The sequence below is a fragment of the Gelidimonas diazotrophica genome (genome assembly GCF_055694025.1).
Window position 1 is genome coordinate 2,930,710 of sequence record NZ_CM146349.1, and the last position, 26,236, is coordinate 2,956,945.

28 protein-coding genes and 1 pseudogene are annotated in these 26,236 nt (G+C 56.0%); 11 read left to right on the forward strand and 18 right to left on the reverse strand.

Annotated elements, in window-relative coordinates; genetic code table 11:
* Positions 1-61: 61 nt before the first annotated feature.
* The 9 genes from KGFNPO_RS13605 to KGFNPO_RS13645 all read left to right on the forward strand — a co-directional run bounded on the left by KGFNPO_RS13605 (position 62) and on the right by KGFNPO_RS13645 (position 7,547).
* Complete coding sequence (locus tag KGFNPO_RS13605; RefSeq protein WP_472634485.1) at positions 62-679, forward strand: hypothetical protein; 618 nt, start codon at positions 62-64, stop codon at positions 677-679.
* A complete protein-coding gene (locus KGFNPO_RS13610) occupies positions 669-1,202 on the forward strand; it encodes a TlpA disulfide reductase family protein (RefSeq protein ID WP_472631781.1) in 534 nt (177 codons plus the stop codon). Before KGFNPO_RS13605 ends, KGFNPO_RS13610 begins: the two co-directional genes overlap by 11 nt.
* A gap of 94 nt (positions 1,203-1,296) precedes the next feature.
* Complete coding sequence (aroQ, locus tag KGFNPO_RS13615; protein WP_472631782.1) at positions 1,297-1,734, forward strand: type II 3-dehydroquinate dehydratase; 438 nt, start codon at positions 1,297-1,299, stop codon at positions 1,732-1,734.
* A 91-nt stretch (positions 1,735-1,825) separates the two neighbouring features.
* Positions 1,826-2,284: an acetyl-CoA carboxylase biotin carboxyl carrier protein gene (accB, locus tag KGFNPO_RS13620; protein ID WP_472631783.1), complete on the forward strand. Its 459-nt coding sequence runs from the start codon at positions 1,826-1,828 to the stop codon at positions 2,282-2,284.
* Between the two features lie 97 nt (positions 2,285-2,381).
* The gene (gene accC, locus KGFNPO_RS13625) at positions 2,382-3,770 is read left to right on the forward strand and encodes an acetyl-CoA carboxylase biotin carboxylase subunit (RefSeq protein WP_472631785.1); all 1,389 of its coding nucleotides are present in this window, start codon (positions 2,382-2,384) and stop codon (positions 3,768-3,770) included.
* The gene (gene prmA, locus KGFNPO_RS13630; protein WP_472631786.1) at positions 3,767-4,696 is read left to right on the forward strand and encodes a 50S ribosomal protein L11 methyltransferase; all 930 of its coding nucleotides are present in this window, start codon (positions 3,767-3,769) and stop codon (positions 4,694-4,696) included. The genes accC and prmA overlap by 4 nt, the downstream gene beginning before the upstream one ends.
* A gap of 2 nt (positions 4,697-4,698) precedes the next feature.
* Positions 4,699-6,018 carry a DUF3426 domain-containing protein gene (locus KGFNPO_RS13635; RefSeq protein WP_472631787.1) on the forward strand — a complete coding sequence of 440 codons (1,320 nt, stop codon included), beginning with the start codon at positions 4,699-4,701 and terminating at the stop codon, positions 6,016-6,018.
* A 171-nt stretch (positions 6,019-6,189) separates the two neighbouring features.
* On the forward strand, positions 6,190-7,122 hold the full coding sequence (locus KGFNPO_RS13640; RefSeq protein ID WP_472631788.1) for a carbohydrate kinase family protein: 933 nt from the start codon (positions 6,190-6,192) through the stop codon (positions 7,120-7,122).
* A gap of 92 nt (positions 7,123-7,214) precedes the next feature.
* The gene (locus KGFNPO_RS13645) at positions 7,215-7,547 is read left to right on the forward strand and encodes a hypothetical protein (RefSeq protein ID WP_472631789.1); all 333 of its coding nucleotides are present in this window, start codon (positions 7,215-7,217) and stop codon (positions 7,545-7,547) included.
* Positions 7,548-7,589: 42 nt separating this feature from the next.
* Here the strand turns inward: KGFNPO_RS13645 and KGFNPO_RS13650 are convergent, their stop codons facing one another.
* The 10 genes and pseudogenes from KGFNPO_RS13650 to KGFNPO_RS13695 all read right to left on the reverse strand — a co-directional run bounded on the left by KGFNPO_RS13650 (position 7,590) and on the right by KGFNPO_RS13695 (position 15,149).
* Positions 7,590-7,892 carry a DUF167 domain-containing protein gene (locus KGFNPO_RS13650; protein ID WP_472631790.1) on the reverse strand — a complete coding sequence of 101 codons (303 nt, stop codon included), beginning with the start codon at positions 7,890-7,892 and terminating at the stop codon, positions 7,590-7,592.
* The gene (locus tag KGFNPO_RS13655) at positions 7,889-8,431 is read right to left on the reverse strand and encodes a YggT family protein (protein WP_472631791.1); all 543 of its coding nucleotides are present in this window, start codon (positions 8,429-8,431) and stop codon (positions 7,889-7,891) included. Before KGFNPO_RS13655 ends, KGFNPO_RS13650 begins: the two co-directional genes overlap by 4 nt.
* Before the next feature lie 96 nt (positions 8,432-8,527).
* Positions 8,528-9,346, reverse strand: coding sequence for a histone H1-like repetitive region-containing protein (locus KGFNPO_RS13660; RefSeq protein WP_472631792.1), 819 nt, complete (start codon positions 9,344-9,346; stop codon positions 8,528-8,530).
* A gap of 242 nt (positions 9,347-9,588) precedes the next feature.
* Positions 9,589-9,759, reverse strand: a complete 171-nt coding sequence (locus KGFNPO_RS13665; protein ID WP_472613495.1) for a hypothetical protein — start codon at positions 9,757-9,759, stop codon at positions 9,589-9,591.
* A 157-nt stretch (positions 9,760-9,916) separates the two neighbouring features.
* Positions 9,917-10,223: pseudogene (locus KGFNPO_RS13670) on the reverse strand (ribonucleotide-diphosphate reductase subunit beta); the annotation flags it as partial.
* A 94-nt stretch (positions 10,224-10,317) separates the two neighbouring features.
* Complete coding sequence (gene ampD / locus KGFNPO_RS13675; protein WP_472631793.1) at positions 10,318-10,941, reverse strand: 1,6-anhydro-N-acetylmuramyl-L-alanine amidase AmpD; 624 nt, start codon at positions 10,939-10,941, stop codon at positions 10,318-10,320.
* Positions 10,938-12,368, reverse strand: a complete 1,431-nt coding sequence (locus tag KGFNPO_RS13680) for a sigma-54-dependent transcriptional regulator (protein WP_472631794.1) — start codon at positions 12,366-12,368, stop codon at positions 10,938-10,940. The genes ampD and KGFNPO_RS13680 overlap by 4 nt, the downstream gene beginning before the upstream one ends.
* A 28-nt stretch (positions 12,369-12,396) precedes the next feature.
* A complete protein-coding gene (locus KGFNPO_RS13685) occupies positions 12,397-14,109 on the reverse strand; it encodes a two-component system sensor histidine kinase NtrB (RefSeq protein ID WP_472631795.1) in 1,713 nt (570 codons plus the stop codon).
* 3 nt (positions 14,110-14,112) lie between these two features.
* Positions 14,113-14,340 carry a PP0621 family protein gene (locus KGFNPO_RS13690; RefSeq protein ID WP_472631796.1) on the reverse strand — a complete coding sequence of 76 codons (228 nt, stop codon included), beginning with the start codon at positions 14,338-14,340 and terminating at the stop codon, positions 14,113-14,115.
* Entirely contained in the window at positions 14,337-15,149 is an 813-nt protein-coding gene (locus KGFNPO_RS13695) for a cytochrome C assembly family protein (RefSeq protein WP_472631797.1), read from the reverse strand. Before KGFNPO_RS13695 ends, KGFNPO_RS13690 begins: the two co-directional genes overlap by 4 nt.
* Positions 15,150-15,580: 431 nt before the next feature.
* Here KGFNPO_RS13695 and ffh point away from each other — a divergent pair, with 431 nt between their 5' ends.
* Together ffh and KGFNPO_RS13705 are read left to right on the forward strand one after the other, a co-directional pair.
* Positions 15,581-16,948 (forward strand): signal recognition particle protein, encoded by a 1,368-nt coding sequence (ffh, locus tag KGFNPO_RS13700; protein WP_472631798.1) that lies wholly within the window; start codon positions 15,581-15,583, stop codon positions 16,946-16,948.
* 125 nt (positions 16,949-17,073) lie between these two features.
* Positions 17,074-17,424: an SWIB/MDM2 domain-containing protein gene (locus KGFNPO_RS13705; RefSeq protein ID WP_472631799.1), complete on the forward strand. Its 351-nt coding sequence runs from the start codon at positions 17,074-17,076 to the stop codon at positions 17,422-17,424.
* A 128-nt stretch (positions 17,425-17,552) separates the two neighbouring features.
* Here the strand turns inward: KGFNPO_RS13705 and KGFNPO_RS13710 are convergent, their stop codons facing one another.
* The 8 genes from KGFNPO_RS13710 to ftsW form a co-directional block, all read right to left on the reverse strand.
* On the reverse strand, positions 17,553-18,059 hold the full coding sequence (locus KGFNPO_RS13710) for a redoxin family protein (protein ID WP_472631800.1): 507 nt from the start codon (positions 18,057-18,059) through the stop codon (positions 17,553-17,555).
* 146 nt (positions 18,060-18,205) lie between these two features.
* Complete coding sequence (gene ftsZ, locus KGFNPO_RS13715) at positions 18,206-19,399, reverse strand: cell division protein FtsZ (RefSeq protein ID WP_472631801.1); 1,194 nt, start codon at positions 19,397-19,399, stop codon at positions 18,206-18,208.
* Between the two features lie 125 nt (positions 19,400-19,524).
* Positions 19,525-20,757, reverse strand: a complete 1,233-nt coding sequence (gene ftsA, locus KGFNPO_RS13720) for a cell division protein FtsA (RefSeq protein ID WP_472613505.1) — start codon at positions 20,755-20,757, stop codon at positions 19,525-19,527.
* 10 nt (positions 20,758-20,767) lie between these two features.
* The gene (locus KGFNPO_RS13725; protein ID WP_472631802.1) at positions 20,768-21,535 is read right to left on the reverse strand and encodes a cell division protein FtsQ/DivIB; all 768 of its coding nucleotides are present in this window, start codon (positions 21,533-21,535) and stop codon (positions 20,768-20,770) included.
* A 36-nt stretch (positions 21,536-21,571) separates the two neighbouring features.
* Positions 21,572-22,546: a D-alanine--D-alanine ligase gene (locus KGFNPO_RS13730; protein ID WP_472631803.1), complete on the reverse strand. Its 975-nt coding sequence runs from the start codon at positions 22,544-22,546 to the stop codon at positions 21,572-21,574.
* Positions 22,539-23,948: a UDP-N-acetylmuramate--L-alanine ligase gene (gene murC, locus KGFNPO_RS13735; RefSeq protein WP_472631804.1), complete on the reverse strand. Its 1,410-nt coding sequence runs from the start codon at positions 23,946-23,948 to the stop codon at positions 22,539-22,541. The genes KGFNPO_RS13730 and murC overlap by 8 nt, the downstream gene beginning before the upstream one ends.
* The gene (murG, locus tag KGFNPO_RS13740) at positions 23,945-25,030 is read right to left on the reverse strand and encodes an undecaprenyldiphospho-muramoylpentapeptide beta-N-acetylglucosaminyltransferase (RefSeq protein WP_472631805.1); all 1,086 of its coding nucleotides are present in this window, start codon (positions 25,028-25,030) and stop codon (positions 23,945-23,947) included. Before murG ends, murC begins: the two co-directional genes overlap by 4 nt.
* Positions 25,027-26,223 carry a putative lipid II flippase FtsW gene (ftsW, locus tag KGFNPO_RS13745; RefSeq protein ID WP_472634486.1) on the reverse strand — a complete coding sequence of 399 codons (1,197 nt, stop codon included), beginning with the start codon at positions 26,221-26,223 and terminating at the stop codon, positions 25,027-25,029. Before ftsW ends, murG begins: the two co-directional genes overlap by 4 nt.
* Positions 26,224-26,236 lie beyond the last annotated feature (13 nt).

Below are 26,236 nucleotides of genomic sequence, written 5' to 3' on the forward strand. Positions count from 1 at the left end.
CCGAACGGTAGCCGGCTGCGACCCACCGCCGCCCGCCGCCATCAGTAGTATGATGCGCGCCATGGATATCAACTACCCAACAGATGCCGCACTGTTGCGCGGCGAAATCGCTGCTGCCGCTGCGCGCATGATCGTGCAGGACGGTGCCGACTACGCCAGCGCCAAACGCCGCGCCGCCAGGCAAATTCTTGGCGAGACCAAGGTGCACGGCGAAATCCTGCCTGATAATGCGCAAATAGAAGATGAAGTGCGCATTTACCACGCACTGTTCTCGGGTGAAGCCCAGCCGACGCGGCTGTTGCATTTGCGCACCATGGCGTTGCGCCTGATGCAAGACCTGGCGCAATTCAATCCGTATCTGAGCGGCGCGGTCCTGAACGGCACCGCGGGCGAACATTCCGAGCTCCATCTACAGCTATTTACCGACAACCCGAAGGATGTGGCGGTATTCCTGTTGAACAAGAATATCCGTTTCGAGGTTTCCGAAGCGCCCCGCCTCAAGCATCGCTCTAGCCGCGATCCGATTGAAACCCTGAGCTTCCTCTGGCACAGCGAAGGCGTGCATTTGGCGATATACGGACCGGATGACTTGCGCGGTAGCAACAAGTCAAAGAGCGAACGCGCCAACCTTGCGGCGCTGCAGGCACTGATTGCAGAAAGCACACGCCATGAAACGTAACATCGCGCTTTTTATCTTCATAGGCGCATTATTTGCCGCCATCGGCGTGTACTTCGGCGCCCAAAGACTCGCGCCAGAACTGCACCCAGCTTCAACGCAGAACGCAGCGGTAGAAGACTTGCTGGCCCAAACGCTGCCCGATGCGCACGGCCAGCCGCAGGCCCTGTCCGCATGGCGGGGCAAGCCGATGATCGTCAACTTCTGGGCCACTTGGTGCACTCCGTGCGTGGATGAAATGCCGGAACTGTCGGCGCTGCAGACAGAAATTTCTCCGCGCGGGATTCAAGTGCTCGGCATCGGCATCGATTCCGCCGCCAACATCACTGCATTTGCCAGTAAGTACCGGATCAGTTATCCGCTTTTTGCAGCGGGAGTGAGCGCCACCGAACTCGCGCGCGCCTTCGGCAACCATAGCGGCGGATTGCCCTATACGGTTTTGATCGGGCGTGACGGACAAGTAAAAAAGACCTATCTGGGGCGCCTGAAAATTGCGGCATTACGCGCCGATTTATCTCTGCTGTAATTTCCACAAAGAGTTTTTTCTTGCCAATCGACGCCATTCAGCGGCAAAATGCGGCCATCCTCGCTAAACAAGCTTTTAAGTCAAACATACCTTCATGGCAAAAAATATCCTTTTGATCAACGGTCCCAACCTCAATCTTCTCGGCACACGAGAACCCGGGGTCTATGGAACGACGACCCTGAAGGATGTGGAGCAGGCCGCCGCCACCCAAGCGGCGGCTGCAGGCGCCGGCATGACGTGTTTCCAGAGCAACCATGAAGGCGCGCTGATTGACCGGATTCATGCCGCCAAAGCGGAAGGGATCGATGCCATCGTCATCAATCCCGGCGGTCTGACCCATACCAGCGTGGCTTTGCGCGATGCACTGGCGGGGGTGGCGATTCCATTTATCGAGATACACATATCGAATGTCCATCAGCGCGAAACGTTCCGCCACACGTCTTTTCTGTCCGCCATTGCCGTAGGCGTTATCTGCGGCTTGGGCGTGACAGGCTATCAAGCAGCCATTGAATTTGCATTGCGAAAACTTTAATTTCGCGCATTTTATTCGTATTTTCTTTTAAATTCTGCCAAATAGCTTACAATTTCAGCTATTTCGTCAAAAAACTACCAAGGGGTTTCACATGGATTTACGAAAACTCAAAACACTGATCGATCTGGTTTCCGAATCTGATATCGCCGAACTGGAAGTGACCGAAGGTGACGGCAAAGTCCGTATTGTTAAATCCACCGCCTACCCGCAGAATCAGCAAGTAATGATGATGCCGCAACAAATGATGCAACCACCGGCTCCTGCGGCTGCGGCAGCAGCGCCGGTGGTGCCGATAGAGACTCCGACCGAGCCGGAAGGCTATTTGGTCAAGTCGCCGATGGTCGGCACTTTTTACCGCTCTTCAGCGCCCGGATCGGCGCCATTCGTCAACCTCGGCTCCAGCGTCAAGGAGGGTGAGACGCTGTGCCTGATCGAAGCCATGAAACTCTTGAATGAAATTGAAGCCGATATTTCCGGCGTCATCACACAGATCCTGGTTGAAAACGGCCAGCCGATCGAATACGGCCAGCCGTTGTTCGTGATTGGTTAGGAACACGCACAGCCTGCAGCACCTGTCCCGTCCGGTGCTGCAAGTTTATTCTGCATTCCTGGCGTTTAACCTTCAAGGCCTCTGAGTTCACATCACTATGTTCGAAAAAATCCTCATCGCCAATCGTGGTGAAATTGCGCTACGCATCCAGCGCGCTTGCCGCGAAATGGGCATCAAGACAGTCGTCGTGCATTCCGAAGCCGACCGCGAAGCAAAATACGTCAAACTGGCCGATGAATCGGTCTGTATCGGCCCGGCGCAATCGGCTTCAAGCTACCTGAGCATGCCGGCCATCATCAGCGCCGCTGAAGTCACCGATGCCCAGGCAATCCATCCCGGCTATGGCTTCCTGTCCGAAAATGCCGACTTTGCCGAACGGGTGGAGCAGTCTGGTTTCGTCTTCATCGGCCCGCGTCCGGACTCGATTCGCCTGATGGGCGACAAGGTCTCGGCCAAGCAAACCATGATCAAGGCCGGCGTACCCTGCGTGCCCGGTTCGGAAGGCGCGTTGCCGGACGATCCCAAAATCATCATTCAGACCGCACGCCAGGTCGGCTACCCGGTCATCATCAAGGCGGCCGGCGGTGGCGGCGGGCGCGGCATGCGCGTGGTGCATACCGAAGCTGCGCTGTTGAATGCGGTCGCAATGACCAAAACCGAAGCTGGCGCCGCCTTCGGCAATCCGGAAGTCTATATGGAGAAGTTTCTGGAAAATCCGCGCCATGTGGAAATCCAGATTTTGGCCGATGAATTCAAGAATGCGATCTGGCTCGGCGAGCGCGATTGTTCGATGCAGCGCCGGCACCAGAAAGTGATCGAAGAAGCGCCGGCAACAGGCATCCCGCGCAAAATCATCGAGAAAGTCGGCGAACGCTGCGCCGACGCCTGCCGCAAGATCGGCTACCGCGGCGCCGGCACCTTTGAATTCCTGTATGAAGAAGGCGAGTTTTATTTCATCGAGATGAATACCCGGGTCCAGGTCGAGCATCCAGTGACCGAAATGATCACCGGCATCGACATCGTGCAAGAACAGATCCGCATCGCGGCCGGCCAAAAACTGCGCTATCGCCAGCGCGAAGTCAAGCTCACCGGCCATGCGATCGAGTGTCGCATCAATGCCGAAGACCCATTCAAATTTACGCCATCGCCCGGCAGGATCACGTCCTGGCACGTTCCGGGCGGCCCCGGAATCCGGGTCGATTCCCATGCTTATGACGGCTATTACGTGCCGCCCTACTACGATTCGATGATCGGCAAGGTGATTGCCTACGGCGCCACGCGCGAACAGGCGATCAGGCGGATGCAGATTGCACTGTCGGAAATGGTGGTGGAAGGCATCCTGACCAATATTCCGCTGCACCGGGAACTGATGGTCGATGCGCGCTTCATAGAAGGTGGCACCAGCATCCATTACCTGGAGCATAAACTGGCGGAAAAACCGGATTTACCGAAGGTGCCGCAAAAACCCACCAAACAGCTGCCATGAGCTGGACTGAAATCGTCATCGAAGTCGCACGCACGCACGCAGAAGCGCTGTCGGATGCATTGATGGAAGCCGGTGCGCTGTCGGTAGCTGTCGAAGATGCCGACCTGGGCACGGCGGCCGAAATACCGCTGTTCGGCGAACCCGGCATGGAGCCGGATCAAGCCGCATGGGAACGCAGCCGCGTGATCGCCCTGACTGAAGCCGACGCCGATTCTGCGGCCATCATGGCGCAGGCCAGCGCCGCCGCCAAACTTGCCAGCATTCCGGCTTACACGCTGCGGGCGGTGGCGGATCAGGACTGGGTGCGTTTGACCCAATCCCAGTTCGAACCGATCCATATCGGCAAGAATATCTGGGTGGTGCCCAGCTGGCATACCGCGCCGGACCCGAACGGCTTGATACTGGAACTCGATCCCGGTCTGGCTTTCGGCACCGGCAGCCATCCGACCACCCGGCTCTGCATGGAATGGCTGGAAGCGCATGCGCCTCAAGGCTTGTCGGTGCTCGACTATGGTTGCGGCTCCGGCATTCTTGCGATGGTTGCGCAAAAACTGGGTGCTGCCAGCGTCATCGGGGTCGATATCGACCCGCAGGCAATCGAGTCTGCCACTGCCAATAGCACCCGCAATAATTGCGCGATCAATTATTACCTGCCAGACGCCTTCGGCAAGGTAGCGCACGGCCAAACGTTCGACATCGTGGTAGCCAATATCCTGTCTGGCCCGCTAGCATTGATGGCGCCGATGCTGGCTGCGCGGGTCGCCGCCGGTGGCGCGCTGGTGCTGTCCGGCATATTGGCACAGCAGGCGCAAGAAGTCGCCGCTGCCTATGCCCCTTTGATCAGTCTGACGGTATGGGCCGAACAGGACGGCTGGGTGGCACTTTCCGGCCGACGAGCACCATCAGCCGCATCAGCCACTGCATAATAATGGCGCTCGCCACCCAATGTCCGCATTGCCGCACGACGTTTCGGGTCGCACCTGATCAATTGAAATTACGCGCCGGCATGGTGCGCTGCGGACAATGCCGGCAGGTATTCAACGGAATAGAGCATTTATTGCCGCCAGCCGGAATGCCGCCAGCAGCAACTACTGCCGCCGCGCCGGAAATCGGCACCGAAGAGGTGGGCGGACTGCCCCCGCCTGGGGCAATAAACGATCTGACTAGCACACCGACGCCAGCGGCATTCGACAATGCCGAAACCGGCTTGCAATCCGGCACCGACCCAACTCCCGTTGCTGCGACCATTCCTGCTGTTGTTACTGCAGAAGTTACTGCAGAACCTGATGATGCCGCGTCAGTCGCGCAGCCCAAGTTCGATCCGGCAGATGATCTGGAGGAACTCGATTACGGCGCGCTGGAAGGCATGACGCTGATCAATTTTCAGCAGTTAGAACAGTCATGGGACCAGGATGATTGGTACCCCGCCGATTCCGTCTCAAGCGCCGCGCCGCAGCAACAGGCAGCGTCCGAAACTGCGCCACTGGCCGACGAAAATACCGAACCGGCCGAAGCCTCGGGCAGCATGCTGCCCGGAACCCCTGCTTCACCCATCATCCCCGCCCCCTCTCCCGCTAGCGAATCGCATGGCGATTCGGGCACCGGGAAAAGCCATGCCGGGGGAGGGGAGCAGAGTGAGTCGCTACGCGACTTTCACTACATCGATCCATTGCCAGCCGAGGCACAGCCGGCTGCAGCACAATCTTTTGAGAGTGATGCGCGAGAGCCCGGTTTCGTCACGGCCGCGCGCCGCCAGCAGCACAGGAAGCGCCGGGTGCGGATGCTGTTCGGCGCCGGATCGGCCATCCTGACGCTGGTTTTACTGGCGCAAACCGGTTATGCGCTGCGCAATCAGATCGCCGCGCACCTACCGCAAGCCAAACCGGCACTGCTTGAGATCTGCCGGGCGCTCGGCTGCAGCATTGCGCTGCCGGCACAGATTGACGCGATCACCATCGAATCCTCCGAACTGCAGGCCCAGCCCGGCGCTGCCGACGCCCTAGTTCTGACGCTACTGCTGCGCAATCGCAGCAGCACAGTTCAGGCATGGCCGAATATTGAGCTGACCTTGAACGACGGCACTGAACGCGCCATCCTGCGGCGCGTCTTCACGCCGCGCGAATTTCCGGTTGCCGCTGCCGACATCGCCAACGGCTTTGCCGCCGACAGCGAACAATCGATCCGGCTCACATTTACGCTGATCCAACTGAAGGCTGCCGGCTATCGCGTGGTGCTGTTTTACCCGTAATGACATAAAACATGCCAGTATTTTTTAAGGCGCTTTATATATACGCGGGGATCAATAGATTTTAACTGATACACCCAGTACTAATACTGCATATTGCCATTCCATAGCGCGCAACTGAAATGCACTGCGCTCCACTTCAACTAACCAAATCGATTTATTCGACTCTCCATCATGACTTCCCTGATTTGCGGCTCGATCGCTTTTGACACCATCATGTCGTTCGGAGACCGCTTCTCCAATGCGATCCTGGCGGACCAGTTACACAAGATTAACGTTTGCTTCCTGGTGCCGGAGTTGCGCAAGGAGTTCGGCGGCTGCGCCGGCAATATCGCCTACAACCTGAAACTATTAGGCGGCGACCCGCGCATCATGGCAACCGCCGGCCAAGACAGCCAGCCGTACCTCGACCGGCTCGACCAGTTGGGTATTTCCAGGCGCAATATCCGCACTTTCCCAGCCGCTTATACCGCGCAGGCATTCATCACCACGGATGCCGACAACAATCAGATTACCGCCTTCCATCCGGGCGCGATGATGTTCTCGCACGAAAACCGGGTGGCCGATGCCGGTCCGGTCAAGCTGGCCATCGTCGCGCCCGACGGGCGCGACGGCATGCTGCAACACGCCAGCGATTGCGCCGATCTGGATATTCCATTCATCTTTGATCCAGGTCAGGGTTTGCCGATGTTCAGCGGCGCCGAACTGATCCATTTCATTGAACTGGCGACCTATATTGCTGTCAACGACTATGAAGCCGAGCTATTGACCCAGCGCACCGGTTTGACGCTGGATCAGATTGCGCAGCGGGTGTCGGCGCTGGTCGTCACGCGCGGAGAGTTGGGCGCCCATATCTTCACTGCAGCCGGGCGTATCGAGATCGGCTGCGTTGCGGCAGAGCGCATAGTCGATCCAACCGGTTGTGGCGATGCCTTCCGCGCCGGCATGCTGTTCGGCTTGAGCAATGACATGGATTGGGCCAGTACCGGCCGCTTGGCCAGCCTGATGGGGGCGATCAAGATTGCGCACCAGGGTGGACAGAATCACGCACCAAGCAAGGCTGAAATTGAAGAACGCTTCTTTACCGCGTTCGGCTATCGTCTGTAAGAAAGATCACGAACCTATCTGCGACCATGACCATGCGCGCCAATTTCCGTCTGCTAACCTTGCTTCTGGCTGCGCTAACCATCGGGTGCACCATGCCTGTGCGATCCAACCCCACTCCGATCACATCCTCCACCCAGGGCAGCACCCTGGTGCGGATGGCCACCATCATTGCGGCGGACAGTGCGGTTATCAGTGACATCACCGATGGTGAACCAGTGGCTGCAGGAGCGGTGATTGTGGACAATCCGGGTGCGCCGCCGGGCAGGCAATCCGGGCGCACCAGAACCGTCACGAAATTGCTGCTGCGCCTGGATGATGGCGATGGCGCAGCAGTCACTTACCGGATCGAACCCGGCGCGGTTTTCCAGCCTGGGGAGCGGGTGAAAGTGATGACACGCAGCGGCCACACCCACATCACGCACTAAGTGCAACTGAGAACTACTGAATGCGGCCGGAGCTCCATTAAATTATTCAGGAAGCAATGCCTGCCGTAGCGCGGCGAGAGTCAATTGCGGCGCGTGAATTTCCAGCAGCTTGCGCTTGCTGGTCTGGCCGTGGATCAAGACCACCGCGCTTTTAGGCAGGCCCAGCGTAGTGGCGATAAAACGCGTCAATGCCAGATTCGCCTTGCCTTCAATCGGCGGCGCCTGCAGCCGTATCTTCAATACGTCGTCCAGTACGCCGATGACCTCGCTGCGTTTCGCATTAGGCGTAATCTGAACCGCCAGACGGATTCCTTGCGCCGTGAGAGAACACCAGTCGTGGTTCATGCCAGCGCTAAGACCAGCCTGCTGAGCACTTGCAACGCCACCTGTAAAATCAGCAATGCCGCCAGCGGCGACAAATCGATATTTCCGATCAAGGGAATAATGCGCCGCAATGGGCGCAACAGCGGTTCATTCAGCGCCCGCACCAACGGCGCCAGCGGCGCCTGCGGATTGACCCAGCTAAACACCGCTTCGATGATCAGCAAACCCATCCAGCCATAAAACGCCCACTGCAACAGCCGCAACAGCGCCAGCAACAATAGCGCCTGAAATGAGAACGGCGAAATAAACAGCATCTCGACTGCGGTAGCAAGCACCGCGATCAGGTAGGCGCCACACAGGCATGCCCAGTCGTAACCGCCCGCGCCAGGCAACAAGCGACGCAGCGGCAGCACCAGCCAGTCCGACAGGCGAAAAACAAATTGCGCAATCGATGTCGGTGGCCGCATCCGCACCGCCTGCATCCAGAACCGCAACAACAACGCGCCGGCCACGATGGCCGCCACGGTACCCACTATCAACGTCAAAATGCCCTGCAGCATGGAATCCCCTTAAATAAAAAACCCGCCGTATGGCAACAAGCCACACAGCGGGTATTGTGCCAGAAGCCATTGCGGCTTCTGGGCAAGGTTGCTGGATTAAGGACGGGAGCCGGTTGGAAACGGCCATGCTGCAGCTGGATTAAGCACGGTTTTCGCATCCGACTTTGCCGCTGCCTTTTTAGGTGCCGCGGTTTTTGCTGCCGGCTTCTTGGTTGCCGCGGCTTTCGTCGCAACACCTTTCTTCGGTGCTGCCGCAGCTTTCTTCGCAGCCGGTTTGGCCGCAACTGCTTTGGCTACGACGGCTTTGACAGCGGCTGCCTTCGGTGCTGCTGCAGCTTTCTTTGCTGTCGGTTTGGCTGCGACTGCCTTGCTTGCCAGTTTTGCCGCCGGTTTGGCCGCGACCGCCTTGGCTACCGGCTTTTTGGCGACCGGCTTCTTGGCTGCGACGGCTTTGACAGCGGCTGCCTTCGGTGCTGCTGCAGCTTTCTTTGCTGCCGGTTTGGCTGCGACTGCCTTGCTGGCCAGTTTTGCCGCCGGTTTTGCCGCGACCGCTTTGGCTACCGTCTTGGCTGCCGTCTTCTTGGCTGCGGCTGCTTTGACAGCGGCTGCCTTCGGCGCTGCTGCCTTTGGCGCTGCTGCAGCTTTCTTCGCTGCCGGTTTGGCTATGACTGCCTTGCTTGCCAATTTTGCCGCCGGTTTGGCCGCGACCGTTTTTGCTACCGTCTTGGCTGCCGACTTCTTGGCTGCCGGCTTTTTAGCTATGACTGTTTTGGCAGCAACTGCTTTCGGTGCCGCTTTTTTAGCTGCTACTACAGGTGCTTTTTTTCCAGCGGCTGCTGCCACTGGTTTTTTCGCAGGCGCGGCGGACTTGACGGCCGGTTTCTTCGCTGCTGGTTTTTTGACTGCTGTTGCCATTTTTTTCTCCTTCACGTGAGATGGGAAAATCAATTTTCAAGATTTCAATCCGACTAACCATCGCGATCGGCCAGGCGGATTATTCATCGGGACAAACAAACCTTTGCATGCGCCAATGAATTCGGCACCAGCCGGATTGCCGTATCCAACGTCCAATACGGCAATCCGGCCACAATGGCACCCCCTCCCGTAACACGCACAAATACGCAAAAATCACGTCGGAGGTTAACCTGCAAAACAGGTTAAGCAACAATACTGCGGTTGTACCCAGAAAAAACGCCAGCGATAACACTGGCGCTGGAATCCTGTTCCTGAAACACTTCCAGTTTTTGCAAAGAAAAAGCCGTCTCGCCTGACTTGGTCAGGTCTGGCGGCATTAACTGATAAGGGAAATTCGGTTTTTCACTGTCCATCAAATCGGGTGACAACCTTCCATTTTTGCTTTGTCTACTGGGGTCCAGACGACGCTTGCATCTGCCCTTCGATCATGCTGCCAGATGCTCATTTTCAGTTAAGTGCAGCGCCGGTTTGATACTCGGGGACCCGCGTCTCGAAAAAATTACGTTCCTACTTCAAGTCGAACATCTCGCTCATCCATGGGAATGGATTCTCTTCCTGTGCAAACATCGGGTCAAGCCCAATCTGCTGTATGCGACGATTTGCAATGAATCGAAGGTAGCCTTTGAACATCGGCGCATTCAAACCTAGCCAAACCTGGCACTCATCGCGGCATTGTATCCTCTGCGTAGCGATATTCCAACTCTACCGCGTGCACAAACAAGGCTTTGATCCCTGCCCGAAATTGCGCTGTCGATCAGTGCGGATGTTCCATCTTGATCGTGTCGATCAGGTCGATTCCGAAGTTACAGTGCATCGCGCCGGAGGTAGCGTTACTGTTGCGCCGCGGTGATGTGGCGCTAGCCATGAATGGCATGTATTCATGCTTGATTTATTCAGCTTGATTTTTCAAGTCATATCGGAGCAGCGGGGAAGCGCAGTACGCTGCGCGTATGCACTGACAATGACTGCTGATTTAATGCATGGCGGTAATGGAGCCAATCAAAAAACGGCCCCGGATCAGTCTTCCGACCTGGCGCGATATGTTCATGTCCGACTACATCCGTGAGCCGATAACGGGTTTGCAATGCGCTGGTGAGTTTGACCAGCGACGCATACTGCGGCTCAGCATAGGGTTCGAAATCGCTTCCTTCCAACTCGATGCCGATGGAAAAATCATTGCACTGCTGCCGTTGGCCAAACGACGATGCACCCGCGTGCCAGGCGCGATCATTGACGGATACGAACTGGACCAGAACGCCATCCCTGCGGATCAGAAAATGGGCTGAAACCCGCAGCGCGCGCAACTGATCGAAGTACGGGTGCGCATCGCAATCGAGTCGGTTGGTAAATAGGTCGCAAATCCATTCGCCGCCAAACTGCCCTGGCGGCAGACTGATATTGTGAATCACCAGCAAGTCGATGTCGGCGCCCACCGGCCGTGCATCGCAGTTGGGCGAAACAATGCGCAGCGCCTGCCCACACCAGCCATCGGCCGCCACCTCGAACTTAGATTGAAACCATTTATTTTGTCTCATTTGGGCTCACTGATATCAAGCCTCTGCATCTGATAGCGCAATTGGCGAAAACTGATGCCAAGCAACTCTGCGGCTTGGGTGCGATTGAATCTGGTCTGGATTAAAGCGCGCCGGATGATGTCGCGCTCGATATCGTTCAGGTAATCCGGCAAACAGCTTGGAATGCCATCATCGCAAGGATTGCGTGCAGTTGCAGCACCGGCAGCAGCGACTATCTGCTGCTGTAATGGGATTGGCGCGGTATCCGGCGACATTAATAAGGTAAGCGGTTTTGCCATTTTCAGCGCCAGGTCGGCGACTTCAATCACCCCGTTCTCGGCAAACGCCAGCGCACGTTCAAGGATATTTTCCAGTTCGCGCACATTGCCCGGAAAGGCATGGCCGCGTAATGCTGCCTGCACTCCCGGCCCAAGCACGGCTGCGTTGTCGGTCGTCGCCAGCCGCGCCAGGATGGCATCCGCCAGCGGGCCGATATCTTCCAGCCGCTCGCGTAATGCCGGCAGTACCAGCTCGATTACATTCAGGCGGTAATATAAATCCTGCCGAAAGCTTCCCTCTTCAACGCATCGGGCGAGATTTTTGTGCGTTGCGCTAATGATGCGCACGTCCACCGGTTCCTCGACGGTTGCGCCGACTTTGCGTACGCGACGCTCCTGGATCGCGCGCAATAACTTGACCTGCATTGCCAGCGGTAAATCGGCTACCTCGTCCAGCATCAGCGTGCCGCCATGCGCCGCCTGAAAAAATCCGTCGCGATCTTCCATGGCTCCGGTAAATGCGCCCTTGCGATATCCGAAAAATTCCGCTTCCATCAAACTGTCGGGGATTGCGCCGCAATTGACGGCGATGAAGGGCTGGTCTGCCCGGGCGCTGCGGGCATGGATTTCGCGCGCCGCAAGCTCCTTGCCGCTGCCGGATTCGCCGCTAATCGCCACCGGCGCCATGCTGCGCGCCAGACGTACGATCTGGGCCCGCAAGGCTTGCATGGCGGGCGAATCTCCCGTCAGCCGCGCTGCCGGCAGGTTCGCCGCAGCAGGTTTGGCGGACATGCCCGCAGCGCCGCCCAAGTGCAGCGCAGAGCGCACCAGCAGACGCAACTGTTCCAATGCCAGCGGCTTCGAAACATAATCAAACGCGCCTGCCTTGAGTGCAGCCACCGCATTCTCAGCACTGCCGAAAGCGGTAATGACTGCGATCGGCGTATTTTTGCAGGTGCTGGCAACTTCGCTTACCAACTCGATGCCCAGGCCATCCGGCAGCCGCATGTCGGTCAATACCAGTGCATATTGCTGTTGCGCCAGAAGCGCCCGCGCAGCGCGCAGGCTGTCGGCGCTATCGACATCGAGCCCCATGCGAACCAGCGTGATTTCCAGCAATTCACGCAAATCCGCTTCGTCATCGACCACTAAAATACGAGGAGAAGCCATGGCTACAGTCTGTTAGTTGGGTTAATAATCAAGGCAAGTGCGGCAGCGCAAACGTAATCACAAACCTGCCGATGCGCTCGCCATAGCGCTGATCGACCTCATCGGCGCGATATTCGTAATCGAGCATCGCGCCATTATTCAAGCATAATTCCCGCGCCAGATAGAGTCCCAGGCCGGTGCCCTTGCTGGAAGTGGTATGAAAAGGCTCGAACAAATGCGCCCGCACTGCCGCCGCAATCCCAGGACCGTCATCCTGCACATGCAGCTCCAGCCGGCTGGCATCGTCGCAAACGATACGCAGCCGGATGCTGCCCGGCTGCGGGCTGGCATAGCGAATCGCATTCGACAGCAAATTCACCACCACTTCGCGCAGATGCATCGGATCGAAGCGCACTCGCGGCGTATCGGAACCGGTCAATGCAATCATGGCAGAGGGCAGTTGATGCGCATCCTCAAATTCCTTGACGATATCGATCAATACCGGGAGCAGCATGAAAGGTTCGCCGTGCAGTTGCGCTTTACGCGAGAGATTGAGAATATCCTCAATCATGCGGTTCACCCGGGCCACATTATCAGCGACGATATGCAAGAGTCGCGTAGCAACAGGGTCGATAGCCTCTTCCTGCAACAATGCGGCAGCATGCGAAATCGCCGCCAGCGGGTTTCTGACTTCGTGTGCGATGCTGGCGGTCAGGCGCCCCATCGATGCCAGTTTCAATTGCTGCGCCTGATTTTCGATCTCGCTGACATCACGCAAGAAAATAATGGTTCTGGCAATTTTCGGTTCAGTCGTATCGACTGCCGCAAAGCGCAGTTTGAGGTGAGAAAAAAGCTCCCGTCGCGCGCCCCGAATGGTCGTTGCAGCGGCCAGCGTCGCCTGCATCGGAGGCTTGATGAAAACAAAAATCGGCGCCTTCGCTTGCTCGGGCGCCGGCCCCGAGTTTCCAGATACGGCTGACCACGCAAGAAACGCCTCAGAAATCGGTGCAAACGAAGGTATATCGCTCAAGCGCCAAGCCGGTTTTCGGCGCAAGTGAGCCACCCCCAGCATTTGTTGCGCAGCGGGATTACCCATCAGAACCGCACCGTCGCGGTCTACCACCAGAATGCCGTCTCCCATGTCTGCGATCACCAGCCGATTGATGGCCTGCTGGATTTGCAAATCCATGCCGCGCCTGGTAGCCAGATGCTCTTGCCTGATGAGCCTGGCAGCAAGTCGATTGACGACAAAAATTACGGCAAAAAATGCTGCGCCGTAAAGCCCTGCCTGCATGAATGGCGCGTCGCCGTCCAGCGTTAATGCCCGATACCCGCTTTCCGCCAATAAAAACAAGGTCACGACCGAGACGAAAAACAGTGCCAGCACAAGAGGGGCAAGAATTGCAGCACCGGCTAGCGGGAACAGGTACAGAATCGCCAAACCGCTTTTGGCGCCGCCAGCAGCTACATACAGCGCTGAAATGACCAGAATATCGACGGCAATCTGGGCCGACAGTTGCAATAGGAAACGACGCCGGGAGTAAGCCAGCAATAACGCAAATACGGGCGCCAGCAACAAATATGCGATGCAAATTTTCAGGTAAACAGTCTGCCCGCTTACCCAGCCGCCCCTGCTGCCGTTAACACTGAAATACGCAAGCAGCAAACCGGCAATGATGATCCGGGTCAGATTCATGGCCTGCAGCGAACGCCAAAAGGTCGCGTCAGGCTCGAAAGGACTGATCAGATCACCGCGCGCCATGCTCTAGGAAGGAAAATGCAGATGGCGGTGTTCTTCGCTACAAAACGACATGTCAGCCTGGCTAACCGCTTCGGAAGCGGGAAAATGCACGCCGCAATGGGCGCATTGCACCATCAGTTCGGGCTCAGCGAGCCGCGGCACTGCGGTTTTATCCGAGCGCATCGCATTTCTCTTGGAGCGGATTGCCCACACCACGAGCAAAACCAATAATATCCAGGCCAAAAACTTCATACGCCACCTCGATGCAGCACAACTTCAAGCACGAAACGGCTACCGACATACGCCAGCAGCAAGGTTGCAAAGCCCGACAAGGTGAAGCTCAGCGCAGTTTTACCGCGCCAGCCCTGCCATTTCCGCCCCGCCAGCAACAAGCCGAACAACAGCCATGACAGCATGGTGAACACAGTCTTGTGATTCCATTTGAACGCCTGGCCGAATAGCTGCTCTGAAAATACGACGCCCGACAGCACCGTCAGCGTTAACAATACGAAGCCGAATCCAATCAGGCGAAACAACAGTTTTTCCATCGTCAGCAGGGCCGGCAGACGATCGATGGCCGAGGCAACCCAACCCTGCGAGCGGATGCCCGCATTCAAGTGCAGTCTGGATTCCTGGATCGTCATCAAAACCGCATGAAAGGCGGCCACGGTCAGCGTGCCATACGCCAGCATGGACACCGCGATATGCCACGCGAACAAGTGTGACTTCCCTTCCAGCGGCACGACGCTACCCGGAAACACAATCGGCAAGATAGCCGCCAGCACAGCCGCGGGCAACACCAGCACACGCAAGCCATCCATCGCAAAATTGCGGTTTTCAAGCCAGTAAGCGGCAACCGAAACCCAAAATGCCGCCGACAGCATGATCGCAAACCCGAGCCGCAATGTTTCAGGCGCGATAATCACGTCCGACCACAACGCAGCTCCATGCAGAAGCCAGGCGAACGCAGTTCCGCTGGAAATGGCGATGTGCTGGCGCGCCGGCAGAAATGCGCAGATTGCATAGAATAGCGCTGCCGCAATAAAAAATGAGATTTGCATGCCGGCAGTTTACACCATCTGCCCACTCCACCATACCTGACAGTGCCTGTCATTTTGTCAGGAAATTGAATCCAGGCAGAAATTTGAGAGATTTTTATCGTAAATTATACTAATGCTAGTATTTTAATATACCGCATTAAATATATGCGGTAAGCACCATATATTTTGGCATACTCCGTCAAATATAATGGTATTACAAGGAATGTTCGCAGCCCGGCGAGAATTCAGCCACGTGCAATGATTGCCAAACGGCACAGCATTAAACGCTATAAGGTTTAATGCGCGCCGGCGCCGTCGGCGCGTACCGCATCGGTTAAAATGGCGCTTTACATTCCGGCGCGCGCAATTTCAGTCCAATCGCGCCGCACACCGCGCACATTGCGCATATTGCGCTTGTTGACTCGTCGCCCCATTTCTGAAACGCCACTGCCATGCTAGATAATCTTACCCAGCGCCTCGCCAAAGTCGTCAAAACCATGCGCGGCGAAGCGCGTCTTACCGAAACGAATACCGCAGAAATGCTGCGCGAAGTGCGCATGGCGCTGCTGGAAGCCGACGTAGCGCTGCCTGCAGTGCGCGAATTCATTGCGAGTGTCAAGCAAAAGGCTCTCGGCGAAGACGTCATTTCTTCGCTGACACCGGGACAAGCGCTAGTCGGCGTGGTACAGCGCGAACTGGCATCCCTGATGGGCGCCGATCTGGGTCCGGAAGCATCGCAACTGAATTTTGCCACTCAGCCGCCGGCAATCATTCTGATGGCCGGCCTGCAAGGTGTCGGTAAAACCACCACGGTCGGCAAGCTCGCCAAATACCTGATCGGCGAAAAGAAGAAAAAAGTATTGACCGTATCGGCCGACGTCTATCGTCCTGCCGCAATTGCCCAACTGCAGGCGGTCACGGGCCAGGTGGGAGCCGATTTTTTCCCGTCGCAAAGCACTGACAAGCCGGTTGATATCGCATTGGCCGCCTTGGATTATGCAAAAAGGCATTATCACGACGTGCTGATCATCGATACCGCAGGCCGCCTGGGCATCGACGAACAGATGATGCGCGAGATTTCTGCCATCCATGCTGCAGTCAAGCCGATCGAAACCCTGTTCGTGGTCGATGCGATGCTGGGCCAGGACGCGATCAATACCGCCAAAGCCTTCAACGATGCGCTGCCCTTGACAGGCATCGTGCTGACCAAGCTGGACGGCGACTCGCGCGGTGGCGCTGCCTTGTCGGTGCGCCACATCACCGGCAAACCGATCAAATTCGCCGGCGTTTCCGAAAAACTCGATGGACTCGAAGCCTTCGATCCCACCCGGATGGCTAACCGCATCCTCGGCATGGGCGATATCCTGGCGCTGGTGGAAGAAGCCCAAAAAGGGGTGGACGTCAAGGCGGCACAGGATTTGGCCCAAAAACTCAAGGTTGGCGGTAAATTTGACCTGAACGACTTCAAATCGCAGCTGGCGCAGATGAAGAAAATGGGTGGACTCGCCAATCTGATGGACAAGCTGCCGGCGCAACTCCAGCAAGCTGCCAATGGCGCCAATATGGGCCAGGCAGATAAACAGGTTAAGCGCATGGAAGGCATCATCAATTCGATGACGCCGTTAGAACGCAGCAAGCCGGATCTGATCAAGGCCACGCGCAAACGCCGCATTGCCGCAGGTGCCGGAGTGCAAGTACAAGAGGTAAACCGGATGCTGGCGCAATTCGAACAAATGCAATCGATGATGAAAAAACTCAAGGGCGGCGGCATGATGAAAATGATGCGCGGCATGAAAGGCATGATGCCCGGCATGCGTTAAGACCACAATCGTCTGAATTCGCGGCAAACACACAGAAAACACTTGCGTCCCCCTGCAAACCCCACCAATATTAGCGGGTACGCAAAAATGCGTTATTTCTTAACAGTTCACGAGGAGTTCACCCTATGGCAACAGCGAAAAAACCCGAAGCCAAGAAACCTGCAGCAACAAAATTAGCACCGGCTAAAAAAGCTGCTCCAGAAAAAGCGGCAGCAACTCCAGCGCGCAAACCAAACGCAGCTTTCATGAAGCCGATGACTCCATCTGCAGCATTGGCAACCGTAGTCGGTGCAACTCCGCTACCGCGCACCGAAGTCACCAAAAAAGTGTGGGAATACATCAAGAAACTGGACCTGCAAGATCCGCAAAATAGACGCATGATCAATGCGGATGCCAATCTGAAAACCATCTTCGACGGTAAAGAACAGGTATCGATGTTTGAGATGACGAAATTGATTTCGAATCATCTGAAATAATTTCTGCAGTGCCATAGCGCCTGCCGTTGTAACAGTTCGGCGCATAAAAAAAGCCCGCATGAAATATCGTGCGGGCTTTTTTATTGCCCATCAGGCCTGGGTGGGCTGACGGACTTGCGGAATCGACTTTAGCCCAATTGCGCCAACATCGTTTCAGCGCTGGAAACATCAAACTTGCCACCTTCTTCTACATTCAACTGCTTGACGACGCCATCATCAATCAGCATCGAATAGCGCTTCGAACGTGTACCCATGCCAAATTTTGTGAAGTCGGCATCCAGGCCGAGCGATTTGCTGAACGCCGCATTACCATCGGCCATCATGCGCACAACACCGTTCACCTTTTGATCCCGTCCCCAGGCGCCCATCACGAAAGCATCGTTGACTGCGATACACCAGATTTCATCGACGCCCTGGGCTTTGAGATCAGCCGCATGCACGACATAACCTGGTACGTGTTGCGCCGAACAAGTCGGCGTGTAAGCACCCGGCAAACCGAAAATAACGATCTTCTTGCCTTTGGCAAGATCACTGACATTAAATGAATTCGGTCCCAGCGAACATCCGGCGGATTCAACCTCGATGAATTCTGCAAGCGTACCTTCGGGCAATTTTTCGCCGATTTTAATCGTCATATTGATTTCCTTCCATATCTGAAAATATTGTGGACAAAAAAACGCCGCGCCAGCTTTGGCGCGGCGTACGAAGAACAGTATGCCCTAGTCTATTTTTTCCTGCCGGGGACGGCATATCCGCACCGCGCCAGCAAAACCTAGAATTCTTAATCAGCCTGCTTGCGCAGAAAAGCTGGAATATCATAGGTTTCCATGCCGTTTTTTTCCAGCGCTCGCACAGTTTCCGAGGCAGATTCGCGACGCCACACCGCCGGTGCCTTGAGGCCGTCAAACGCATGCGACGCGGTAGTCATGCCTTGTGGCAAAGCGCCCGCAATTGACGGCGCCATCATTGGCTCGTTGTGGGTGCCGGTACGCAGCATGGTGTTTTGCACCAGCTGCATCGACTTCTTGGCACGTCCAAGTCCGGTCGCCACGACTGTCACGCGAATGTCATCGCCCATGCTGTCATCGTAGGCGATACCCTGGGCGATCGAAGCATCAGGCGCCGCAAACGCACGAACCGCCGCCATGACTTCCTTGATTTCCTTACCCTTCAGACTACGGCTGGCCGTCACATTGACCAGTACCCCACGGGCGCCGGACAGATCGATGCCATCCAGCAAAGGTGAAGCAACCGCCTGTTCGGCGGCGATGCGTGCGCGATCGACGCCGGATGCGGTCGCGGTACCCATCATGGCTTTGCCCTGCTCACCCATGATGGTTTTAACATCGTTGAAATCGACGTTGATGTGGCCAGGGACATTGATGATCTCGGCGATCCCGGCCACCGCATTGTTGAGCACGTCATCGGCATGCTGCAGCCATTCCACCATGGTGTCGTCTTCGTAGATCTCTTCGAGTTTTTCATTCAGGATGATGATCAGCGAATCGACATGCAGCGACAGCGCTTCCAACCCTTCGTCGGCGATGTCCATGCACTTCTGGCCTTCGTACGAGAACGGCTTGGACACCACCGCCACTGTCAGTGCGCCCAGTTCTTTTGCCACCTGCGCCACGATCGGCGCTGCGCCGGTGCCGGTGCCGCCACCCATGCCGGCGGCGATGAAGACCATGTGCGCCCCGCGCAAGGCATCTTCGATGCGCGCGCGCGATTCCTCGGCCAGTTGACGGCCGACCTCGGGCTTCATGCCTGCACCCAAACCGGTTTCGCCGATCTGGATCACGTTATGCGCCTTCGAGTGCAGCAACGCCTGAGCGTCGGTATTGGCGGCGATGAATTCAACCCCGGTAACGCCTTTGTTGATCATATGCTGGACAGCATTGCCGCCCGCACCACCGACTCCGACCACCTTGATCACGGTACCTTGCGTAGCATGATCGACCATATCAAACTCCATGATGTCCTCCTATTAGTTTGCGATTTTCAGTCGGAAGCAATCATTAAAATGATGGCTAGCGACTGAAAACAACCATTAAACAAAAAATAAAGCGATAAAAAATTACCCAGCCGAACCTGCCCACATCAAAAATTCCCGATAAACCACTCTTTCATGCGCTGCCATGCCTCCTTGAGAGAGCCTTCCTGCTGCGTCACCACATGGCCACGGTAATACTGCTTCTTGGCTTCCAGCAAAAGGCCGAGAACCGTCGAATAACGCGGGCTGCGCACCACATCGGCAAGCTGGCCGTTGTAGCCCGGCACACCCATGCGCGCAGGTTTCAGGAAGATATCCTCGGCCAGTTCGATCATTCCGGGCATCAGCGCTGAGCCGCCGGTAATCACAATCCCGCTCGACAGCACTTCTTCAAAACCGGACTCGCGCACCACCTGATGCACCAGCGCGAACAATTCCTCGACGCGCGGCTCTATCACGGCCGCCAGCGCCTGGCGTGACAACGTGCGTGGATTGCGGTCCCCCAAGCCGGGAACCTCAAGCGTCTCCCCCGGATCTGCCAATACCTGTTTGGCGACGCCATAACGCAGCTTGATTTCTTCCGCGTCCTGGGTCGGCGTGCGCAGAGCCATCGCGATATCGCTGGTGATCTGGTCGCCGGCAATCGGTATCACCGAGGTATGGCGGATCGCCCCCTCTGAAAATATCGCGACATCCGTGGTGCCGGCGCCGATATCGATCAGCACCACGCCCAATTCTTTCTCGTCCGGCGTCAGCACTGCGTCGGCAGAAGCCATCGGCTGCAATATCAGGTCGGATACTTCGAGGCCGCAGCGCCGCACACACTTGACAATATTCTGCACCGCCGATACTGCGCCAGTGACGATATGCACCCGCACCTCAAGACGTATACCGCTCATGCCGATCGGCTCGCGCACATCCTCCTGATTATCGACAATGAACTCTTGTGGAACGGTATGCAGCAGTTGCTGGTCGGTCGGTATGTTGACCGCTTTGGCAGTTTCAATCACACGCGAAACGTCGGCGGCGGTAACTTCCTTGTCCTTGATTGCCACCATGCCGCTGGAATTGAAACTGCGGATATGGCTGCCTGCAATTCCCGCATACACATGCCTGATTTTGCAGTCGGCCATTAGCTCAGCCTCCTCCAGCGCGCGCTGGATCGACTCGACCGTCGCCTCGATATTGACGACCACGCCTTTCTTCAGCCCTTTCGACTCATGCTGGCCGAGACCGATGACCTCATGGCGCCCATCAGCCATCACCTCAGCCACCACAGCCACCACTTTGGAGGTGCCTATATCCAGGCCAACAATCAAATTTTTTGCGTCTTTTGTCATCGTGTTCCGCTTACTTTCGTTTGCTTTCCAATCCAGGTGCCATTCCACTCACTTTGAGTGCCAGCCCATTCGGATAACGCATATCTACACTTTCAATCCTGTTCTGCAGCAGCGCTACCAATTGCGGATAAATACCTACAAATCGATCGACACGTTCGCGCATCATTGCCTTGCTCTGTTCCCGTCCCAATTCCACGGCTATACCGTTATTTAGCTTTACGGTCCACGCATAGCGGTCTGACAGCTGTATCGATTCCGGCGCAAGCCGTATCGGCGCAAACCATTGTTTGAACTCCTCAAAACGCGCAATCACTTCCTTTTCAGCACCCTCCGGTCCATTGAATTCAGGCAAGCTGCCATTTTCTTCAGCCTCGGCGAGGTTGGCCGTAAATACATCGCCCTTGACTGAGACCAGGCGCCCGTTTTCACCCCAGGTTCCCAGCGGTTCGTGCTCCTCTACCGTCACGACCAGTGTGTTCGGCCATTCCCGGCGCACCGTCGCTTTGCGCACCCAGGGCACGCCCTCGAAAGCCATGCGCACGGCATCCAGGTTGGAAGTGAAAAAATTCCCCTTGATACGTGGAAGCGCCGCCCCTTTTACCGTCAGCCGATTCACATGGTGCAATTGCATGGCGTCAGCGCTCACCACCCTGATCACCGTCAACATGAACATCGGCCGTTGCGTCAGCCAAAAAATACCGGCCGAGAACAATAGCAATGCGAACACTGCAAACAGTGTGTTGGCTATCGCATTGAGTGTCTTGATCTCTTGCCACATGGTTTTTGCAGTTCCTCTGTTACCGCGGTTCGACAACTAGCGCACAATCCAGTCGACGGATGACGTCAGATCGAGCGCAGCCGAACGTAATATTTCAACGCATAAATCCTCATATCCGAGTCCGATGACTTTTGCCGACATGGGCACCAGAGAGTGCCCTGTCATGCCGGGAGACGTATTCATTTCCAGTAAAAACGGCTTGTTGTCCGAGGCCCGCACCATCACATCGGCCCTACTCCAGCCACGGCAGCCGAGCGCACGGTAACTTTCCAGCGCCAGTTCCTGAATGGCACGCTCCTGTTCTGCCGGTAGGCCGCAGGGACAGAGATATTGGGTATCGTTGGAAAAATACTTGTTCTGATAATCGTAATTCGCATCGGGCGCAATGATGCGGATGACCGGCAAGGCTTTCGCCTGTTCGCCATATCCCAGAATCGGGCATGTCAACTCCATGCCGGCAATAAATTCTTCCGCCATGACTGCACTGTCGTATTTGGCGGCCAGTGCAAAGGCCGCAGGCAATTGATCAATTTGCGTTACCTTGGTCAATCCAAGGGTGGAGCCTTCATGCGCAGGCTTGACAATTAACGGCAAACCTAGCGCAGCAACGACCGCATCCCAATTGCTCTGCGTTGTCAGCATTTCGAATTTCGGCGTTGCCAGTGCGCTTGCCATCCAGATACGCTTGGTCATGGCTTTATCCATCGCAATCGACGAAGCCAATACGCCCGGCCCTGTGTATGGAATGCCAAGCAGTTCCAAAGCGCCTTGCAAGGTGCCGTCCTCGCCGTATCGGCCATGCAATGCAATGAATACACTATCGAATTTTTCGGCGGCTAGTTCCGCCAGGCTGCGCTTTGCCGGATCGAATCCATGGGCATTGATTCCCTTGCCCATCAGCGCCTGGAGCACACCCGCACCTGACATCAACGATACTTCGCGTTCAGCCGAACGACCGCCAAACAAGACACCGACCTTGCCAAATTCCTTGACCATGTCACGCTCACCCATGATGGTTTCCTTGCACCAGTTTTCCAGGAACGCCGCCGATGGAGCCAGCCCCCATCATGATCACGACATCACCATCCCGAGCAAAATTCATGATGGTTTCCGGCATATCATTGATATCCTCGACAAATACCGGTTCCACCTTGCCTGCGACGCGCAGGGCGCGCGCCAACGCACGGCCATCGGCTGCGACAATCGGTTGCTCTCCTGCGGCGTATACCTCAGCCAGAACCAAAGCATCCGCAGTAGACATGACCCGCACGAAATCCTCAAACAGGTCCCGCGTGCGCGTGAATCTATGCGGCTGAAAAGCCAGAACCAGACGGCGCTCTGGATAAGCGCCGCGGGCAGCTGCGAGTGTTGCAGCCATTTCAGTCGGATGGTGGCCATAGTCATCGACCAAGGTAAAACTACCGCTGGATTTGCCGTCGACATCGGCCAAATCAATTTCGCCATAACGCGTGAAACGACGTCCAACGCCATTAAATTCAATTAATGCTTTTTGCGTCGCGCTATCAGCCACATTCAGCTCACGGGCAACCACGATGGCAGCGCAGGCATTTTGGATATTGTGCATGCCGGGCTGATTCAGAGTCACCTTCATCGATGCGTAGCCTTCCTGGAGCACGGTGAATTGCATCTGTTCGCCAACTGCCTTGGCATCGACTGCACGCACTTGGGCCTCTTCGTGGAAGCCGTACGTGACGATCGGCTTGGAAATAAAGGGCAAGATTTCGCGTACATTAGGATCGTCAAGGCACAACACTGCGACGCCATAAAAAGGCAAATGCTGGGTAAACTGGATGAAGGCTTGTTTGAGTTTTGCAAAATCGTGACCGTATGTTTCCATATGATCAGCGTCAATATTGGTAATGACTTCAATCACCGGCAGTAAATTGAGGAAGGATGCATCGGACTCATCTGCCTCGACCACAATAAAGTCGCCAGCGCCCAGCTTGGCATTGGCGCCAGCGCTATTCAAACGGCCACCGATGACGAAAGTCGGATCTAGGCCGCCTTCCGCAAGCACGCTGGCAACCAGACTGGTGGTCGTAGTCTTGCCGTGCGTGCCGGCGATTGCAATGCCACGCTTCAGACGCATCAATTCCGCCAGCATCATGGCCCGCGGCACGATCGGAATATTTTTTTGCCGCGCCGCCAGTACTTCCGGGTTATCTGCTTTTACCGCAGTTGAAGTAACGATTACATCGGCGTTATTGGTATTTTCGGCAGCATGGCCCAAGCTAACGTGTGCGCCCAGACCAGCCAGGCGCTGCGTCGCCGCATTACACCCGAGATCCGAGCCGGAGATGATATATCCGAGATTCAGCAATATCTCGGCAATGCCACTCATGCCCGAGCCGCCGATTCCTACAAAATGAATGTGTTTTACTTTATGTTTCATACCTTGCTCGCCAATTCTTCTAATACATCTGCAATCATTTCGTTTGCATCCCGCCTGCCGATTGCATAAGCAGCCAGCGCTATCGTCAGACACTCTTGACGCGTCAGGGTTTGCAATAATATGGATAAATTTTTCGCCGTCATTTCGCCCTGTGGCTGATGGATTGCCGCATGTTGTTGCGCCATCCACTGGGCGTTGGCGCGCTGATGTGAAGTCGTCGAGACGATCAATGGCACCAGTACGCTTGCCACCCCCGCTGCAGTTAGCTCCGATAATGTAATTGCGCCGGCGCGGCAAATCACCAGATCGGCATCGGCATAGCGACGCGGCATGTCATCGATGAAATCCACTACCTCCGCCTGCACTTGCGCCGTGGCATACGCTGCGCGCAATACGTCAACATGTTTTTTGCCGGACTGGTGCGTGACTATCGGCCGCAAATCAACTGGAATCAAAGCCAATGCCGCGGGCAGGCAATCGTTCAAGGCTTTTGCGCCCAGACTGCCGCCAACCACCAGAATCCTAAGCGGCCCGCTGCGGGCTGCATAACGCTGCTCAGGAACAGGCAAAGCGATGATTTCCTTGCGCACTGGGTTGCCTGTTACCAAGGCCTTACTGGCTGCATTTCCAAAATCCGCAGGAAAACCGAACAGCACCCGTTTTGCCATTGGCACCAACGCTTTGTTCGACAACAACAGGGCTGCATCCGCATTCACCAGCGCCAGGGGAATGTGGCGCGCAGCCGCCATCACGCCGCCCGGCACCGTCACATACCCACCCATCCCGAGCACCACGTCCGGTTTGCGGCGACCGAGGATGCGGTAGCAGGAGGCGAAACTTGCGAGCAGCCTGAATGTGCCGCGCAAGCTATGCATCAAACCTTTGCCGCGCAATCCGGCGAAATCGATGGTGTCCATCTCGATGCCATGCCGGGGCACAATATCGTGCTCCATGCCATGTGTGGTGCCGAGCCAGGATACCTGCCAGCCGCGCGCACTCATGGTCTGCGCGATGGCCAGCCCAGGAAAGATATGACCGCCAGTGCCTGCCGCCATGATGACCAGCGTTTTCAGATGCGTCATATTCTGCCTCCGCGCATCAAAATCCTGTTCTCGTAATCGATGCGCAGCAGAATTGCCAGACCGATACAATTAATCAACACACCCGAGCCACCGTAACTCATTAGCGGCAACGTCAATCCTTTGGTCGGCAACAAGCCGAGATTGACGCCCATATTGATGAAGGTCTGGACACCGATCCAGATGCCAACACCTTTCGCAACCAACCCGGCGAACGTCAAATCCAGTGCAATGGCCTGACGACCAATTTCAAAAGCACGTTTGATGATCCAGTAAAACATCATCACAACCACCAATACGCCGGCAAAACCCAGTTCTTCGCCAATCACTGCCAATAAAAAATCGGTATGCGCCTCTGGTAAATAATGCAATTTCTCGACACTGCCGCCAAGGCCGACGCCGAACAATTCGCCGCGCCCAAAGGCAATCAGCGAATGCGACAATTGATACGCCTTGCCCAATGCGTTTTCTTCAGCCCAGGGATTTAGATAGGCAAAAATCCTCTCACGCCGCCATGGCGACAACATAATTACCAGACTGAAAATCCCCACCAGGGTGGCGCCGATGCCGCTAAACCAGACACCATTGATACCACCCAGAAACAAAATACCCATCGCGATACAAACGATCACGCCAAACGCGCCTAGGTCCGGCTCCAGCAACAATAACAAACCGACCATTGCCACCGCACCCGCCATCGGCAGAAAACCTTTTGTCAACTTATGCATGAATTGCTGCTTGCGCACCGTGTAATCAGCTGCATACAGCACAACGAACAGCTTCATCAATTCGGAAGGTTGCAAATTGAAAACCTTGAACGATAGCCAGCGTTTTGCGCCATTCACGCCTTTGCCCACACCAGGCACCAGAACCAACAGCAGCAGTATCAAAGTAGCCACGAACAGATACGGCGCCCAGCGCTGCCAGGTGCTGATCGGCACCCGAAACACGATCAAGCTGCTGCAAAATGCAGCAGCAACGAATATCCCCTGCCTGATCAGGAAATGGCTATTGTTGTAACTCGCGTATTTGGGTGAGTCAGGCAAAGAAATGGAAGCGGAATACACCATTACCATTCCGAACAGCATCAGTAATACCACTACCCAGATCAAAGGCTGATCGTATTCCATCATTTTGGAGCGCTGCGGCAAATCCCGTCTCGGCTCTTTGACAGATGAAAATCCAAACCACGTCATGATGGCCGGCCAG

Coding starts and splice junctions, on each gene's coding strand:
- KGFNPO_RS13605 (WP_472634485.1), top strand. CDS start 62: ATGGATATCAACTACCCAACAGATGCCGCACTGTTGCGCGGCGAAATC.
- KGFNPO_RS13610 (WP_472631781.1), top strand. CDS start 669: ATGAAACGTAACATCGCGCTTTTTATCTTCATAGGCGCATTATTTGCC.
- aroQ (WP_472631782.1), top strand. CDS start 1,297: ATGGCAAAAAATATCCTTTTGATCAACGGTCCCAACCTCAATCTTCTC.
- accB (WP_472631783.1), top strand. CDS start 1,826: ATGGATTTACGAAAACTCAAAACACTGATCGATCTGGTTTCCGAATCT.
- accC (WP_472631785.1), top strand. CDS start 2,382: ATGTTCGAAAAAATCCTCATCGCCAATCGTGGTGAAATTGCGCTACGC.
- prmA (WP_472631786.1), top strand. CDS start 3,767: ATGAGCTGGACTGAAATCGTCATCGAAGTCGCACGCACGCACGCAGAA.
- KGFNPO_RS13635 (WP_472631787.1), top strand. CDS start 4,699: ATGGCGCTCGCCACCCAATGTCCGCATTGCCGCACGACGTTTCGGGTC.
- KGFNPO_RS13640 (WP_472631788.1), top strand. CDS start 6,190: ATGACTTCCCTGATTTGCGGCTCGATCGCTTTTGACACCATCATGTCG.
- KGFNPO_RS13645 (WP_472631789.1), top strand. CDS start 7,215: ATGCCTGTGCGATCCAACCCCACTCCGATCACATCCTCCACCCAGGGC.
- KGFNPO_RS13650 (WP_472631790.1), bottom strand. CDS start 7,892: ATGAACCACGACTGGTGTTCTCTCACGGCGCAAGGAATCCGTCTGGCG.
- KGFNPO_RS13655 (WP_472631791.1), bottom strand. CDS start 8,431: ATGCTGCAGGGCATTTTGACGTTGATAGTGGGTACCGTGGCGGCCATC.
- KGFNPO_RS13660 (WP_472631792.1), bottom strand. CDS start 9,346: ATGGCAACAGCAGTCAAAAAACCAGCAGCGAAGAAACCGGCCGTCAAG.
- KGFNPO_RS13665 (WP_472613495.1), bottom strand. CDS start 9,759: ATGGACAGTGAAAAACCGAATTTCCCTTATCAGTTAATGCCGCCAGAC.
- ampD (WP_472631793.1), bottom strand. CDS start 10,941: ATGAGACAAAATAAATGGTTTCAATCTAAGTTCGAGGTGGCGGCCGAT.
- KGFNPO_RS13680 (WP_472631794.1), bottom strand. CDS start 12,368: ATGGCTTCTCCTCGTATTTTAGTGGTCGATGACGAAGCGGATTTGCGT.
- KGFNPO_RS13685 (WP_472631795.1), bottom strand. CDS start 14,109: ATGGCGCGCGGTGATCTGATCAGTCCTTTCGAGCCTGACGCGACCTTT.
- KGFNPO_RS13690 (WP_472631796.1), bottom strand. CDS start 14,340: ATGAAGTTTTTGGCCTGGATATTATTGGTTTTGCTCGTGGTGTGGGCA.
- KGFNPO_RS13695 (WP_472631797.1), bottom strand. CDS start 15,149: ATGCAAATCTCATTTTTTATTGCGGCAGCGCTATTCTATGCAATCTGC.
- ffh (WP_472631798.1), top strand. CDS start 15,581: ATGCTAGATAATCTTACCCAGCGCCTCGCCAAAGTCGTCAAAACCATG.
- KGFNPO_RS13705 (WP_472631799.1), top strand. CDS start 17,074: ATGGCAACAGCGAAAAAACCCGAAGCCAAGAAACCTGCAGCAACAAAA.
- KGFNPO_RS13710 (WP_472631800.1), bottom strand. CDS start 18,059: ATGACGATTAAAATCGGCGAAAAATTGCCCGAAGGTACGCTTGCAGAA.
- ftsZ (WP_472631801.1), bottom strand. CDS start 19,399: ATGGAGTTTGATATGGTCGATCATGCTACGCAAGGTACCGTGATCAAG.
- ftsA (WP_472613505.1), bottom strand. CDS start 20,757: ATGACAAAAGACGCAAAAAATTTGATTGTTGGCCTGGATATAGGCACC.
- KGFNPO_RS13725 (WP_472631802.1), bottom strand. CDS start 21,535: ATGTGGCAAGAGATCAAGACACTCAATGCGATAGCCAACACACTGTTT.
- KGFNPO_RS13730 (WP_472631803.1), bottom strand. CDS start 22,546: ATGGGTGAGCGTGACATGGTCAAGGAATTTGGCAAGGTCGGTGTCTTG.
- murC (WP_472631804.1), bottom strand. CDS start 23,948: ATGAAACATAAAGTAAAACACATTCATTTTGTAGGAATCGGCGGCTCG.
- murG (WP_472631805.1), bottom strand. CDS start 25,030: ATGACGCATCTGAAAACGCTGGTCATCATGGCGGCAGGCACTGGCGGT.
- ftsW (WP_472634486.1), bottom strand. CDS start 26,223: ATGACGTGGTTTGGATTTTCATCTGTCAAAGAGCCGAGACGGGATTTG.